Origin of the sequence: Aquirufa sp., assembly GCF_044239315.1 — a bacterium.
Taxonomy (GTDB): Bacteria; Bacteroidota; Bacteroidia; order Cytophagales; family Spirosomataceae; genus Aquirufa.
Genome location: NZ_JBIIBQ010000003.1, coordinates 104,581 through 119,234, shown reverse-complemented (window position 1 = coordinate 119,234; position 14,654 = coordinate 104,581). Strand labels below are relative to the sequence as shown.

Below are 14,654 nucleotides of genomic sequence, written 5' to 3'. Positions count from 1 at the left end.
ATACCGAAGGCCATTTTCTGATTTGAAGGCTTATTTCAGGGTTCGCTTTACTTCTTTCATTTCGTAGCACTCCAGCATATCTCCCACTTCTAAGTCGTTGAAGTTCTTGACAGATAGACCACACTCATAACCGAATTTGACCTCAGCGACATCATCTTTGAAACGCTTCAATGCAGAGATCTCACCATCATGAATAACGACGAAATCACGAATGACACGAATCTTGTTCGCACGTTTAACCGTGCCATCTAATACGTAGCAACCAGCGACCGTACCAATTTTGGTAATCTTAAACACATCACGAACTTCGATATTCGATGTGATAACTTCTTCGAATGAAGGAGCTAATAAACCTTCCATCGCCGCTTTAATCTCGTCAATCGCTTGGTAAATGATGGAGTAGTTGCGGATTTCGATTTGTTCTGTTTCTGCTAAACGACGAGCGTTTTGAGAAGGACGAACTTGGAATGCGATAATAACGGCGTCTGAAGTAGACGCTAATGCCACATCCGACTCAGAAACTTGACCTACCCCTTTGTGAATAATACGAACTTGCACTTCCTCCGTTGATAACTTCATTAAGGAATCCGAAAGAGCCTCCACTGAACCATCCACGTCACCTTTTACGATTACGTTCAATTCACGGAAAGTTCCGATAGCCTTACGGCGACCGATCTCTTCCAAGGTAATGTGCTTACGCGTACGCAAGGTTTGCTCACGTAGGATTTGCTCACGCTTGTTTGCGATTTCACGCGCCTCACGCTCATTTTCTAAGCAAAGTAATTTATCACCCGCTTGTGGCGCACCGTTCAGACCTAAAACTTGAACTGGAGTAGATGGACCTGCTTTCTTTATTTTGTTCCCGTGGTGGTCAAACATCGCTTTCACACGACCGTAATTATCACCCGCTAACATCATGTCCCCTACGTTTAATGTACCCGCTTGAACTAACAAGGTAGTTACATAACCACGTCCTTTATCTAATTCGGCCTCGATCACTGAACCTACGGCTTTCTTGTTCGGATTCGCCGTTAATTCAAGCATCTCAGCTTCTAATAATACTTTTTCTAATAAGTCATCGATACCTAAACCTGACTTAGAGGAGATTTCTTGGCATTGGTATTTACCACCCCAATCCTCCACTAACATGTTCATTGTAGCTAATTCCTCTCGTACTTTGTCCGCATTGGCTCCGTCTTTATCGACTTTGGAGAACGCGAAAACGATCGGTACACCAGCGACCATTGAGTGGTTGATGGCCTCTTTTGTTTGAGGCATGACAGAATCATCCGCAGCAATAACGATAATAACGATATCGGTTACTTTTGCACCACGCGCACGCATGGCAGTAAAGGCTTCGTGACCAGGCGTATCTAAGAAAGTCACTTTCTTTCCTGATTTGGTCTCTACAGAGTAGGCACCGATGTGCTGAGTGATACCACCCGCTTCACCTGCGGCAACTTTGGCCCGACGAATATAATCTAGCAACGAAGTTTTACCGTGATCGACGTGACCCATAATCGTAACGATGGGCGCACGAGGCAATAAATCTTCTGGAGAATCCTCCACTTCTACTTCAGCAACATCAATTTCCTCTTCAGCTGAAACGAAACTTACCTCAAAACCAAACTCATCGGCAATAACAGTAATGGCTTCAGCGTCCAAACGTTGGTTAATGGATACGAACATACCTAGGCTCATGCAAGCCGAGATAACCTCGTTCACGGATACATCCATTAAAGAAGCTAAATCCGATGCCGAAATAAATTCCGTCACCTTCAATACTTTTGCCTCCTCATCTTCAGCCATCATACGAGCTTCCTCTGCCTCTGCACGACCTTTACGCTTCTCCCGACGCTTATCAGCACCGAAACTTTGCTTATTAGTCGCACCTTGCAAACGAGCCATCGTGGCCTTGATTTGCTCTTGGATGTCTTTATCTGACAATTCTCCTTTAGGTGCTGGTTTAGCACCAGGAGCTGGTTTCTTATTAAAATCTTTTTTATCACCCGGACGACCACCCGTGCCTGGAACAGACGGTGCTGGTTTTTTCTCTTCCTTGATGATGCGCTTGCGCTTGTGTTTGGCATTATTTCCACCACGATCACCTGCAGCTGGTAAATCAATTTTACCTAAGACGGTTAATCCTTTCAAGGTTTCTCCACGTGCTTCGATTAACTCGATATCTTCCAACACCTCTTCAGCCGCTGGAGCTGGTTCAACTGGTTTAGGTGCAGGTGCAGGCTTTTCAGCTACTGGCTCAGGCTTAGGTGCTGGAGCCGGTGTTGGCTCAGGAGCCTTTTCTGCCTTAGGAGCAACAGGATTACCTTTTTTATCCAATTCGATTTTTCCCAAAATCTTCAATCCCACCGCTTTTTCTTCTACAGGAGCCTCTACCACTGGAGCAGATACTTCTGGAGCTTTAGGTACTTCCGCAACTGGAGCTGGCTTCTCCACCACTGGCTCTGGTGCTGGTGCTGGCGCAGGTGCCGGAGCAGCAGCTACCGGTTCTGGTGCTGGAGCTGGCTTAGGAGCCTCGACAGAGGATTCCAAAATATGGTTTGCACCATATTCCTTCGCTAACATAGTCAACTGCTCAAAGTTCAGTTTGGCGTTGGGGTTATTGTCAATTTTGTGACCTTTCGCAGAGAGAAACTGTAGGATCGTAGACGTTCCCACGTTTATTTGCTTTGCTACAAGGCTCAACCGCATTGTTTTTTCTTCTGCCATAAAAATTTACAAAAAACTAAATTCTTTTTTCTTAATATAAATTACTCAAACTCAGAACGCAATACCGCTAAGATCTCATCGATCGTACCTTCTTCTAATTCCGTTCTACGCTCTAACTCTTCTTTAGATAAGGCCAAAACTTGTTTCGCCGTATCTAAACCGATTTTGTGAAGCTCATCTAAAATCCAAGCCTCAATCTCGTTAGAGAATTCTGTCAATTCTACATCCTCATCATCTAGCTCATCCTTAGGCACATCACGGAATACATCGATTTCGTAACCTACTAATTTACCCGCTAATTTGATATTTTGGCCTCCACGACCAATCGCCATAGAAACCTGATCTGAATTTAAATAAACCGAGATACGGCGACGCTCTTTGTCAATAGCCATCGAATTCAACTTCGCTGGGCTTAATGTACGCGCTACTAATAACTCTAAATTATCTGTGAAGTTAATCACGTCGATATTTTCATTTTGTAATTCACGAACGATACCGTGAATACGAGAACCTTTCATACCTACGCAAGCACCTACTGGATCGATACGGTCATCGAATGACTCTACCGCCACTTTAGCACGCTCACCTGGTTCACGAACGATCTTGCGAATTGTAATCGTACCATCGTAGATTTCTGGAATTTCTTGCTCGAATAAACGCTCTAAGAAGACCGGAGAAACACGAGATAAAATGATACGCGGTGTACCATTTGCCATTTCTACTTTGTGAATAATCGCTTTAATCGTCTCCCCTTTCTTGAAACGATCTTTAGAAATCATTTCTGTCTTAGGCAAGACTAATTCGTTGTCTTCGCTATCTAAAAGGATCAATTCACGACCTAAGATTTGGTAAACCTCAGATGTCACTAATTCTCCTACTAAGTCTTTGTATTTTTCGTACAAACCTTCTTTTTCAATATCCTTGATCTTTTGGATCAATGTCTGGCGAGCAGTTTGAACCACACGACGACCAAAATCCTCAAGCTTCACAAGCTCAGCTACCTCTTCACCGATTTCGAAATCGGGCTCGATTAACTTTGCCTCACTCAAAGGTATTTTGTCGAAATCCCAAATATCTTCTGAATTATCATCTACGATCTCGCGGCTACGCCACATCTCTAAGTCGCCGCTTTCGGCATTGATAATAACATTAAAATTTTCGTCTGCCCCGAATTTCTTGCGAATCATCGTACGAAAAACCTCTTCCAAAACCGCGATCATCGTCGGCTTGTCAATGTTTTTCTCCCGAGCAAAGTCTGAAAATGACGAAATTAATTCAACACTGTTCATTGCTATCTCTTCTTTGTTTATTGAAATGACACTTGTACTTTTATTTTATCTACCTCTGCTAACGGAAACCAAGTGGCCTCTTTCGCAACGATTTTTCTATGCTTGACGGTCTTCTCTGTTAAGATCTCCACCGCTTCCTCTGTAAAAGAAACCAACGTCCCTTCTACATTTTCTGCGTCTTTATTTTTCATCCAAACCTTTACCTTACGGCCCAAATTCTTTTGAAATTGCCAACCTTGACTTAAAGGAAAGTCTAAACCTGGCGAAGACACTTCTAAATTGTATGCTTCTTCGATTAACACACCCTCTTCAATGAAGTGAGCTAATTTACGGCTCATTAAAGCGCATTCATCAATCGTAACTCCCTCTAATGTATCCACTAGAATTGTAATTAAGGTTCTTTTAGCACCCTGAGTAACAGAAAAATCCACTAATAACAAAGGGCCATCGCCTATGTAAGCTACTGTCCACTCTTTCAGTTTACTCGTCAAATCCATCTTTCGCTCGGCCTATTAAAACAAAAAGAGGGATCAAAAACCCCTCTTCTTTTCCTTAAATTCTTCACAAAGATACGCATAATTTTAGAAAATCCAAGTATTTGATGCTTTATAGCGTCTTTAACCCAAAACAGATTGAGATTTTTTTCGTTATTTGCGATTGAATTTTTTTCCAAATGAAATTAGCGTCGCTATTCTTTTTATTCAGTTTACATGTCTTTGCTGGCGAGCGCTTGCCAGTTCCCCCTGATTCCCCTATTCGATTATTTTTTATCCAAAGAAGTACGAATATAAATGTGGCCGTATACGATGCGAACTTAATTGCAGGTAAACTAAATCCACAGGACCCAGTTAGAACCTATTGGTACAAATTCAATGAAAAGCCCCCTATTGAGGAATTAACTATGATTCAAAGGACATTAGCTTATGGATTATATACCACCGCTATTCAAGGAATTATGAATGCTTTTGAAGGACATTTCCTTGCCTATAGAAAACGTAAATTCATAGTTAAACAAGATGCGTCAGGAAATCCGATTGCGCTTTTTTTAATTAATGGCAAAATGCAGATTTTGAAAAGAGTCTATGTAAAAGTAGATGAAACAAAATTTCTGACCACCGTGGAATACATTGAGCTTTTCGGGAAAGATCCGGTGACGGGGAGGGATGTGTATGAGAAGTTCAAGCCTTAAACTAGAGTAGAGATAAGAGAGTATAGAGTAGAGATAAAAATCTCACAATCTTCTCTCTACTCTATAATCTATACTCTTTACTCTAAAAATTTCCCGTTAGGGATATTTGTAAGTTCCTCGGTTGCCCGCTATACCCCGTTATCTCTGTGATTTCTTGATTCAGCGCGTTTTTCAATATGCCTGAAAGCTTCCAATTTCGATTGATTTGATAATGTATAGATAAATCAGTCCACAAATAACCATCCATCGGGTTTGCCTTGACGGAATAGCTGGATTCATCGTAGAAGTAGTCCGTTCTTTGGCCTACATACTGATTATTCATCCCCACGGACCATTTTTTGTGGAGCTTATATTGCAAACTTAAATTCCAGGCATTCGAAGGACGGCGAATCAAGGACGAATAGGTCGAATCGCGATCAATCATCTCCCCTTTCAAATAAGTGTAATTGAAATCGGCTTGAAACTTAGCTTTTTGATAACCTAACTCGAATTCGATGCCATGCGTTTTTTGGCGAGAGATATTTTGGTATTTGCCAAAAGGCTCCACGGCCATCGACTGAAACACAATCCCCTGATTCACCTCGTTTTGAAATCCCACGACGCGTATTTTCCAAGATTTGTATTTCTTTTCTGCGCCTAATTCGATTGTTTCACCTTGCTCCGGCTGTAAATCTAGATTACCATAAGGTGAAGCTAATTGATAGATTGAAGGCGTCTTAAAACTCGTATAATAATTCCCAAAGAGCTTCGCTGTCTGCGAAATAGCCCAATAAGGATTAAAATTATACGTAAAATAATTCCCAAAAGTCGATTGTACATTCCAGCGCGTCCCCACTTCGTAACCAAACTTTCCCCAACTCTGCTGAAAGGTAAAATAGGTCCCCAGAATCTGCTGAGTCTTTTGTTTTTCAGTTAAATCTGGTGAAATATAAAGACCATACTCACTGATGGAAAGATCGCTTTGGTCCGTTTTTTGGCGTCTAAATTCTGAACCAATTAACAAAGTGGCATTCTCTTTGACTAGAATTTTTACGAAAGACTCAAATCCTTGATTCAAACCCACATAATTGGAAAGGCTGAATTTATAGAAAGCGTTTGCCGCTACGTTTGTCGAATCATTCTTAAATTCTCGGTGAATTAAATCCTGAAAAGCACGAACCGTCCAATTTTTCACCTGATACTGTGCTCTAAACGAATGACTAGTCGCTTTAGAAGCGAAATCACGATCATCTACAAAAGGCCCATTGTCTAAATTCCCTTGGTACAATTGCGATGAATAAGAGAAATCAAGATTTCCATTTTTGCCCAAATCACGCCCCCATTTCAAACCCCAACTTTGTTGCTTAAATCCATCAGCCTCCGCTACGCCTTGCGCAATTTTGGCTGAAGAAAAGCCATCTGTCGCATAATTTTGGGCCTGAATTTGAAGTCTATTAGTTCCTTGTCGAGTCGACCAAGAGATCCGTTCCTGATGCGTACCTAATCCTCCCCCTTGTAAAACTACATTCAATCCTTTTGCATCTTTTCGCGTCACTAAATTGATGACCGCAGCCATCGCGTCCGAACCATATAATGTTGATTGCCCCCCTTTCAGGATTTCAATTCTTTCGATGTTTGCCAAATCAATCAAGTTCCAATCCATTACCGACGAAATATGTGACGGATCATTTAGCGGAAAACCATCCATTAACAAAAGCACATGCCCCGTATTCGCCCCTCTTACATAGATCTCTTGATTTGTCCCCGGCGCGCTGCGCGCGCCTACTACTGCGACACCTACACTCTGTTGGAGTAATTCACCTAGACTTTTCCCCTGATTGGCCTGGATCATTTTGGCTGAAATCACCGAAACTACTTTTCCTGTGCGCGCTAATTTCTCGGGATACTTGGGGGCGGAGATGGTGACGTCTGCGAGCGTGGAATCTTTTTGAATGGTAAATGGTGAATGGTAAATGGTGGATGATTCCGCCGGACTACTGTCTACTGAATACTGACTACTGGCTACTGTCGACTCCCGACTAGCGACTAGCGACTGTTGCGAAGCAACTACTAGCGACTCCCGACTACTGACTACCGGATACTGATTACCGGCTACTGACCACTGACTACTGACTACCGGATACCGACTACCGACTACCGGATACTGATTACTGACCACCGCTGACCACAACGTGGTCGCAACTAATACTACGTTTAACATTTTTTTGCCCTTTCAGGCCTGTGAAATAAATAGGTAATCGAACGCTCGACCTCGGATCATCCTCCGTAAAACAAGGTCAAGAATAGTAAAAGGCAGGTCTCCTGACTCATTTCCATTGCTTTTCGGCCTTCCCAGCGACGCCAGTGACCCTAGATTGAAAAGCTTTTTGAAAATTTACAGTTGCGGGGACAGCTTTGGACTTACACCAAATTCCCTATTAATCAACGCCGTTCGAAGCGGCGCAGAACCTTTCGCTGACACAAAGGTAGTTCAATTTCTATTTTATCAAGTTGTTGGGCCAAAGATTCGAAATATATTCTTCTATTTTGTAAAAAGAAACCCGAAATAATGGACAATAAAATACGCTGCCGCTGGTGTGGCACAGATGAATTATACCAAACTTACCACGACCTGGAATGGGGCAATCCGGAGCACCGAGATGACGCGCTTTTTGAGCTCCTCATTTTAGAAGGCTTCCAGGCCGGCCTCTCTTGGATCACTATTTTGAAGCGACGCGAAGCCTTCAGAGAAGCCTTCGCGCATTTCGACTACCATCTTCTTTCTGACTGGTCTGATGACCAACTCGAGGCCCAAATGCAAAATGAGCTAATCATCCGAAATCGGTTAAAAATCAACGCCGTTCGAACGAATGCGCAGGCTTTTATTAAAATTCAGGAAAAATTTGGTAGCTTTAACCAATATATTTGGGAGTTTGTGGGCCATACGCCTATCCTAAACCACTTTGCCCATCACGGAGAATTACCCGCTAGCACAGAAACCTCTGTCTTATTGAGCAAATCTCTAAAAAAGAATGGATTCCGATTCGTTGGACCCACCATTTGTTATGCCTTGATGCAGGCGGCTGGATTAGTGAACGATCATACGATCGACTGCTTTCGCCATCCTAACAATAGCTAAATGAACAAAAGGATAGTCATTATCCCCACTTACAATGAGATTGAAAATATCGAAGCCATCCTTTTAAAGGTGCTGAGCTTGGATCCCATTTTCGATGTCTTAATTGTGGATGATGGTTCTCCTGATGGAACAGCCCAGCAAGTGAAACGCCTCCAAAAAGCAAATGAAGGACGTATCCACTTATTGGAAAGAAAAGGAAAATTAGGACTAGGCACTGCCTATATTGAAGGCTTTAAAATCGCCCTAGATAAAGGCTACGACTTCATCTTTGAAATGGATGCGGATTTTTCCCACAATCCAGATGATTTAGTTCGTCTATTCAAAGCTTGTGCAACACCCGCTGAATTGAAGGCTGAAAAACTAGTAGAATCAGAAGCAGGAAACGGCGATATGTCCATTGGGTCTCGATACATTAAAGGTGTAAACGTCGTGAATTGGCCGATGAGCCGTGTTTTAATGTCCTATTTCGCTGGATTTTATGTGCGATTTATTACAGGAATGAAGGTGCAGGACGCCACCGCTGGATTTGTTTGTTACCGCAGACATACGTTAGAAACATTACCCTTAAATCAAATTAAATTCATCGGATATGCCTTCCAAGTGGAAATGAAATTCACTACCTGGAAATACGGATTTAAATTGGTGGAAGTGCCAATCATCTTCACGGATCGCACGAAAGGAACGAGTAAGATGTCAGCGAATATCTTTAAAGAGGCGATTTTTGGGGTGATACAGATGAAAGTCAATAGTTTGTTCAAACGTTACCAAGCCTAACATGAGCTATACGGTCTTAAAATCCCTTCATATCATTTTTGTGGTCAGTTGGTTTGCTGGGCTGTTTTACCTTCCCCGTTTATTGGTTTACCACGTAGAGGCTCAGGATAAAGACGAACCAGAGAAAAGTATTTTGGCAAAACAATTCGAGAAGATGCAAAAGCTCCTATTCAATGCCATCATGATTCCAGCGATGTTTTTGACTTGGATAACTGGACTATCTCTAATTTATGTGGCTTGGTTGAGCAGTTTCGCCAGCCAAGGTTGGCTACATTTGAAATTAGCCTTTGTGGTGGCCATCACGATTTATCACTTCGTTTGTAGACACCTGATTCTTCAATTCAGAAAAGGGAATTTCTTACTTACTGGCCCACAACTACGTCTTTTCAATGAAATCGCTACGATTCTGTTAGTCGCTGTTGTATTTCTAGTGGTGGCTAAAAATACGCTGGACTGGATGTATGGATTGGGTGGATTTGTAATTTTTGCCATCGTTATCATGGCGGCCGTGACGATTGTCAAGAAAATCAGAACGAAAAACTAGGATAAAGAGCGGTCCATATCTCGCTTCACATCTTTCTCTTTAATGTCGTCCCTTTTATCGAAGGTCTTCTTGCCTTTCGAAAGGGCGATATTCAATTTCGCGTAGCCTTTGTCTGAAATGAATAAACGCGTAGGGATAATCGTTAAACCTACGTTCTTTAATTCCTTCTGTAATTTACCTAGCTCGCGTTTGGACAATAATAATTTACGGTCACGAAGAGGCTCATGGTTATAATGAGTTCCTTCGTCGTAGGCGGAGATGTGCATGTTTCGGACAAAGAGTTCATCTTGAAAGAAGACACAATAGGCATCCGTTAAATTGGCCTTCCCCTGACGAATTGACTTAATCTCTGTTCCCATTAAAACCAAGCCCGCCGTGAAGGTATCGATGAATGCATATTCAAAGGATGCCCTACGATTCTTGATTTCAACAGTCTTTTGGATTTTCTCTTTTGCCATTGGAATAAAAAAAGCCACACAGCGAAACGCTGAGTGGCCAAATGTAGCTAAAAGCTATTATTTATCTTCTTTTTTGTCGCCTTTTGTCGCAGCGTACTCTTTGTTCAAGCCTTCGATGATTTTGTTTGTTACATCTACAGAAGGATCTGCGAATAATATTCCACCACCCACTTTCGAGTACCCTAAAACAAACTCATATTTGTTAGCCTTGTTTGTTTTTGTGATATAGTCACGAATGTTGTTGTACAATTCTTCGTTTTTCTTTGCTTGCTCTTGACCTAACTCGGCCTGCTTTTGTTGAGAATATTGTTGCAATTCAGCACCTTTCTTCTTCAACGTCATATCAGCTGCTTGTAATTCAGCTTGAGTCATAGCAGATGCACGTTGTTGAATGGCTTGCAATTCACCTTGTAATGCTTGCTCTTTTTGGCCTAAATCAACCTGCAAACGGTACCCTTTGTTCTCAAACTCCTTTTGAGCGTCTTTGTAAAACTGGTAATTCGTTAATAAGGAATCCGAATTTACGAATACGATACGTTTTCCATCAGCTGTCGAAGCACCTAAGCCTGCAGACGAGTTATCTGAATTTTTGTAAAATAAAAAGGCAATTGCGATGGTTAAAACGCCCAACCAAGCGTAAGGTAAATTTTTCACGTGTATTAATTTTATTTATTGGATTGTCGGCAAATATACAAGGTCTGTATCGTTTGTCCTAAAAAATTATTATTTCTGTCTTAATCTAGCTCCTGCCCAGGTCCAAATGCCACTAAATAAGCCTCCTAGCACACCAGTCACGGCAAATAAAGCAAACACATTCCCCTTCAATGGAAACACTTGAGCCATCCGGCCAGGTAATGTACTCGGGTGTTGCAAATCCAGCCACAAGGCTGCTACCACCCACAAAATAAAGCCCGCCAAGAAGCCTGTTAAAAAACTTGACTTTACAGGCATATTCAATGCAAAGGCGATTAAACCGAATGCTATACCCATCGCATACCAAGGCAAATAAATACCCACTAGGGCACCTATCACGATCAATATCAAACTATAAATTAACTTGCTCATAGACTTATTTAGATAAAGTGATTTTCTTACGTAAACGATTCGATTTCTCCTCTGGAGATGTTAAATAAAGAAGAGGTTTAAGCTCTCCTTTGGCCCATGTATCAATCAAATCATCGTAATGACTACTACCCGGATTCCCAGACTGACCACCTGGATACACGCCATAGGCTCTCGGTTTTCCCTCCTTCGAAAGCTCCACCACTAAACGCCAAGATGGACCAGTCTTCGTAGTAGAAGCATTCACAATCGTTCCGCCACCCCCAATCGGGATATTCAAGCGAGACAAGGCATCCATACCTGGAATCAAGTGACGAACCCCCGTTTGTTTGACCTTATACCAAGCCCACTCAGGTCCCTGCGGACCGTGATGTTTTACCAAGGAATCCAAATTCGCTTGTAAGGACTTCATGACGATATCTGACATCGACTCCTTAATAGGGGTCTTCGTATCATCCCACCAGCGTGCGGAGGGCTCCGATTTAATCAATTGAATCGTGCGGTCCATCGAAGGACGGCTCATAGGAACCTTTTCATCCTCTGAGAATTCATCATCCCAAAGACAACTCTGCAATGTCAATACCCAGTTTTCAAAAATCGTTGCTCCCACAGATTCTGGGCTATTCACTAGATTCCATGATTTCAAGGCAGCCAATGCTTTCGATTGAGCAGCGTTTGGCGATTTTACCTGTGCAAAAAGAAGTGGCAATAATTCACGAGCACGGATGTTAAAGTTGTCGTTTTGGAGACCACGTAAGGAGTCCATCGTAATTTTCTCCATCACCGCTAGGCGCTCATTGATGCGACGCCCACGCTCAGATGGCGCATATTGCCAGCCTAAATAATACGGATAGGATGGATCTACTGAAAATTGATTAGCTGAACTCACGAAGCCACGTACTGGATTTTTCACATGTGGATTGTGTGCTTGCGGAATAAATCCTTGCCAATCCGCCGCCGCATCCGTTCCGTCTAATAAATACTTGCCTTGCAATTTCGACTTCAAAGGAAATTTACCATTCACCCATAAAGCGATATCCCCTTCATTACTAGCAAATACGAAGTTTTGAGCCGGAGCAGAATAGTAGGTTAATGCTTTCGCGTAATCGGCATAGTTTTTCGCGCGATTCAGCTGATAGAAAGTTGTTAATTCTTGAGATTTCTCATGCGCAATCCAACGAAGAGCATGACCTACCGGAATATTCGAACGGAACGGCTTTTCATGAGAAAGATAAACCACAGGACCATGGTGAGTAAAGAAAATCGTGTCCACCATATCTTTCTTACCCTTAATCTTGAAGGTTTCGATACGCATGGTGGTTTTCTTCCATTTCCCGTCGTGCCAATACTCCTGCTTCGAAGCATCCTTGAATTTCACTTGGTACCAATCTAAGACATCAGAACCAACGTTCGTTACACCCCAAGCCACATTTTTATTGAATCCAATGATCACGTTTGGTGTTCCTGGCATCGTAGATCCGTAGACATTCACACCGGGTGCAACTAATTGCATTTGGTACCAAATCGATGGAAGAGATAACGTTAAGTGCGGGTCATTCGCTAAGATTGGTAAACCCGAAACCGTTTTGTTTCCTGAAACAGCCCAGTTATTCGAACCGATATTTGGATCTTTTTCTGGGGTAGTCATCGAGCTTCCTAAACCGGTGAAGTCAGCCGGTGCAGCTGGAATAGGCACGGGTTTGAAATCGACAGGAGAACCTACGGGAATGATTGGACTTTCTTGGAAAGGATAGTTTGGAAATAAATCCTCTGCTACCTCGCGGCCGTATTTGCGCAAGATGTTAGTCATCTTCAAATCGTCAGTTCCCGAAGCTAATACGAAAGACATATTCTTCAAAAACAAGGCGCTCTTGATAGGTGTCCAAGGTTCTGGACGGTAGTTTAATAGTTTGTATTCCAAAGGTAATTGGCGATCTGACAAAGAACCAATGTAGGCATTAACCCCTGCTGAATAAGCTTCAAGAGCCATCTTGGCAGCAGGATCTTGTTGCATTCCTTCGAAAGATTTCTCGGCTCCATAAACGGAACCCATTCTGCGTTGGAATTGATCGGATGCCATTCCTTTTTCACCTACGATTTCAGAAATGCGACCGCCAGCAAAGTGGGTTTGGAACTCCATTTGCCATAAACGGTCTTTGGCAGTTAAATAACCCTGAGCCAAATATAGATCATGGTCATCCTGTGCAAAGACGTGTGGCACCCCCATCTCATCATACACGACTTGAACGGGTTGATGAAGGCCATCAATTTGCAAAGTTTCTTCTGTAGGCTCGCCTGATTCTGGACTTTCGGCATTCATCCAGAAGCCATGGAAAGGACTAAATATTTTACCGATGGGAGGAATAGTTCCCCAGCTTTGGTTCATCGCATAGGTTAAAAACAGGGCGATTACCAAAGGAAAAGCAGATTTAATGATTTTCATTGATGAAATAGAGGGAGATTAATGAAATATCCGAAGATTTTTTTCTATTTTAGAAAGACAATTTTACAAAATTGTTCCTTTACGCCCAAATAATTTATCTTTAAAGCTATATGAAAAGACGCACCTTCCTTCAAACCTCTACCCTTTTAGGCGCCAGCTTAGGAGCCACCGCCCAGGCGGCGACATCAGAACCTCTCATTATTGCCACCTGGAAAAATGAGAAAGCGACCATCGCAGGTTGGAATAAATTGATGGAAACAGGGAAAGCGCTTGATGGCGTAGAAGCTGGGGCTCGAATTCCGGAAGCAGATCCAAATGACACGTCGGTAGGTTATGGCGGTTATCCAGATCGCGATGGCCATGTGACTTTGGATGCTTGCATTATGGATCACTTAGGAAATGCCGGGTCTGTCACCTTTTTAGAAGGCATTATGCACCCCATTTCAGTAGCCAGAGCCGTGATGGAAAAAACACCTCACGTCATGCTCTCGGGTGCGGGGGCCCTGAAATTCGCTAAAGAACAAGGCTTCAAAGTAGAAAATCTATTAACGGAGAGCTCAAAAAAGGCCTGGGAAGAGTGGAAAAAAGAATCCAAATACGAACCCGTTATTAATATTGAAAGACACGATACCATCGGTTTATTAGGGATCGGGAAAGCGGGCGAAATTGCGGGTGCTTGCACCACGAGCGGTTTGGCTTTCAAAATGCATGGACGTGTAGGCGACTCCCCTATTATTGGTGGAGCCGTTTTTTGTGATGATGAGGTAGGCGGAGCTTGTGCGACGGGATTAGGGGAGTTTGTGATGAAGACCTTGGGATCATTTCTAATTGTTGAATTAATGAGACAAGGAAAATCCCCACAGCAAGCTTGTGAAGAAGCTGTGATGCGGATCGTGAAACGCTATAAATACAAGGAATTCCAAATCGGGTATTTGGCCCTCAATAAAAAAGGCGAATATGGCGCCTATGCCATCCAAAAAGGATTCAATTACACGATTACTAAAAACGGGAAAACGCAAGTACTAGAAAGTGCTTCCTACATGTAAT

General features: G+C 42.6%; 13 protein-coding genes and 1 riboswitch. Of the genes, 5 read left to right on the top strand and 8 right to left on the bottom strand.

What is annotated here, in order from left to right:
- Positions 1 to 30: 30 nt before the first annotated feature.
- The 3 genes from infB to rimP are packed head-to-tail and all read right to left on the bottom strand — an operon-like array spanning position 31 to position 4,516.
- On the bottom strand, positions 31 to 2,730 hold the full coding sequence (gene infB / locus ACILP5_RS01875; RefSeq protein WP_395616952.1) for a translation initiation factor IF-2: 2,700 nt from the start codon (positions 2,728 to 2,730) through the stop codon (positions 31 to 33).
- Between the two features lie 41 nt (positions 2,731 to 2,771).
- Positions 2,772 to 4,019 carry a transcription termination factor NusA gene (gene nusA / locus ACILP5_RS01870; RefSeq protein WP_377977565.1) on the bottom strand — a complete coding sequence of 416 codons (1,248 nt, stop codon included), beginning with the start codon at positions 4,017 to 4,019 and terminating at the stop codon, positions 2,772 to 2,774.
- A gap of 17 nt (positions 4,020 to 4,036) precedes the next feature.
- Positions 4,037 to 4,516: a ribosome maturation factor RimP gene (gene rimP / locus ACILP5_RS01865; protein ID WP_395616951.1), complete on the bottom strand. Its 480-nt coding sequence runs from the start codon at positions 4,514 to 4,516 to the stop codon at positions 4,037 to 4,039.
- Between the two features lie 176 nt (positions 4,517 to 4,692).
- Here rimP and ACILP5_RS01860 point away from each other — a divergent pair, with 176 nt between their 5' ends.
- Complete coding sequence (locus ACILP5_RS01860; protein WP_395616950.1) at positions 4,693 to 5,208, top strand: DUF4833 domain-containing protein; 516 nt, start codon at positions 4,693 to 4,695, stop codon at positions 5,206 to 5,208.
- Between the two features lie 82 nt (positions 5,209 to 5,290).
- Here the strand turns inward: ACILP5_RS01860 and ACILP5_RS01855 are convergent, their stop codons facing one another.
- Positions 5,291 to 7,408: a TonB-dependent receptor plug domain-containing protein gene (locus tag ACILP5_RS01855; RefSeq protein WP_395616949.1), complete on the bottom strand. Its 2,118-nt coding sequence runs from the start codon at positions 7,406 to 7,408 to the stop codon at positions 5,291 to 5,293.
- A gap of 73 nt (positions 7,409 to 7,481) precedes the next feature.
- A riboswitch (cobalamin riboswitch) is annotated at positions 7,482 to 7,675 on the bottom strand.
- Between the two features lie 81 nt (positions 7,676 to 7,756).
- On the opposite strand from ACILP5_RS01855, the gene ACILP5_RS01850 reads away from it, so the two are divergent.
- The 3 genes from ACILP5_RS01850 to ACILP5_RS01840 are packed head-to-tail and all read left to right on the top strand — an operon-like array spanning position 7,757 to position 9,644.
- Positions 7,757 to 8,326 carry a DNA-3-methyladenine glycosylase I gene (locus ACILP5_RS01850; RefSeq protein ID WP_395616948.1) on the top strand — a complete coding sequence of 190 codons (570 nt, stop codon included), beginning with the start codon at positions 7,757 to 7,759 and terminating at the stop codon, positions 8,324 to 8,326.
- Positions 8,327 to 9,100, top strand: coding sequence for a polyprenol monophosphomannose synthase (locus ACILP5_RS01845; protein WP_395616947.1), 774 nt, complete (start codon positions 8,327 to 8,329; stop codon positions 9,098 to 9,100).
- Between the two features lies 1 nt (position 9,101).
- A complete protein-coding gene (locus ACILP5_RS01840) occupies positions 9,102 to 9,644 on the top strand; it encodes a CopD family protein (RefSeq protein WP_395616946.1) in 543 nt (180 codons plus the stop codon).
- On the opposite strand, the gene smpB is transcribed toward ACILP5_RS01840, so the two are convergent.
- From smpB to ACILP5_RS01820, 4 genes are all read right to left on the bottom strand, one after another.
- Positions 9,641 to 10,102 carry an SsrA-binding protein SmpB gene (gene smpB, locus ACILP5_RS01835; protein ID WP_395616945.1) on the bottom strand — a complete coding sequence of 154 codons (462 nt, stop codon included), beginning with the start codon at positions 10,100 to 10,102 and terminating at the stop codon, positions 9,641 to 9,643. The genes ACILP5_RS01840 and smpB overlap by 4 nt on opposite strands.
- A 57-nt stretch (positions 10,103 to 10,159) precedes the next feature.
- Positions 10,160 to 10,756 (bottom strand): OmpH family outer membrane protein, encoded by a 597-nt coding sequence (locus ACILP5_RS01830; protein WP_395616944.1) that lies wholly within the window; start codon positions 10,754 to 10,756, stop codon positions 10,160 to 10,162.
- 69 nt (positions 10,757 to 10,825) lie between these two features.
- Entirely contained in the window at positions 10,826 to 11,167 is a 342-nt protein-coding gene (locus ACILP5_RS01825) for a hypothetical protein (RefSeq protein WP_395616943.1), read from the bottom strand.
- Positions 11,168 to 11,171: 4 nt separating this feature from the next.
- Positions 11,172 to 13,607, bottom strand: a complete 2,436-nt coding sequence (locus tag ACILP5_RS01820) for a penicillin acylase family protein (RefSeq protein ID WP_395616942.1) — start codon at positions 13,605 to 13,607, stop codon at positions 11,172 to 11,174.
- Between the two features lie 110 nt (positions 13,608 to 13,717).
- Here ACILP5_RS01820 and ACILP5_RS01815 point away from each other — a divergent pair, with 110 nt between their 5' ends.
- Positions 13,718 to 14,653 (top strand): N(4)-(beta-N-acetylglucosaminyl)-L-asparaginase, encoded by a 936-nt coding sequence (locus ACILP5_RS01815; protein ID WP_395616941.1) that lies wholly within the window; start codon positions 13,718 to 13,720, stop codon positions 14,651 to 14,653.
- The last annotated feature ends 1 nt before the right edge of the window (position 14,654 follow it).

Bases quoted from the DNA above. Each gene is read 5' to 3' on its own strand.
- ACILP5_RS01845 (WP_395616947.1), top strand. From the start codon at position 8,327: ATGAACAAAAGGATAGTCATTATCCCCACTTACAATGAGATTGAAAAT.
- ACILP5_RS01860 (WP_395616950.1), top strand. From the start codon at position 4,693: ATGAAATTAGCGTCGCTATTCTTTTTATTCAGTTTACATGTCTTTGCT.
- ACILP5_RS01825 (WP_395616943.1), bottom strand. From the start codon at position 11,167: ATGAGCAAGTTAATTTATAGTTTGATATTGATCGTGATAGGTGCCCTA.
- infB (WP_395616952.1), bottom strand. From the start codon at position 2,730: ATGGCAGAAGAAAAAACAATGCGGTTGAGCCTTGTAGCAAAGCAAATA.
- ACILP5_RS01855 (WP_395616949.1), bottom strand. From the start codon at position 7,408: ATGTTAAACGTAGTATTAGTTGCGACCACGTTGTGGTCAGCGGTGGTC.
- nusA (WP_377977565.1), bottom strand. From the start codon at position 4,019: ATGAACAGTGTTGAATTAATTTCGTCATTTTCAGACTTTGCTCGGGAG.
- ACILP5_RS01840 (WP_395616946.1), top strand. From the start codon at position 9,102: ATGAGCTATACGGTCTTAAAATCCCTTCATATCATTTTTGTGGTCAGT.
- smpB (WP_395616945.1), bottom strand. From the start codon at position 10,102: ATGGCAAAAGAGAAAATCCAAAAGACTGTTGAAATCAAGAATCGTAGG.
- ACILP5_RS01815 (WP_395616941.1), top strand. From the start codon at position 13,718: ATGAAAAGACGCACCTTCCTTCAAACCTCTACCCTTTTAGGCGCCAGC.
- ACILP5_RS01820 (WP_395616942.1), bottom strand. From the start codon at position 13,607: ATGAAAATCATTAAATCTGCTTTTCCTTTGGTAATCGCCCTGTTTTTA.
- rimP (WP_395616951.1), bottom strand. From the start codon at position 4,516: ATGGATTTGACGAGTAAACTGAAAGAGTGGACAGTAGCTTACATAGGC.
- ACILP5_RS01850 (WP_395616948.1), top strand. From the start codon at position 7,757: ATGGACAATAAAATACGCTGCCGCTGGTGTGGCACAGATGAATTATAC.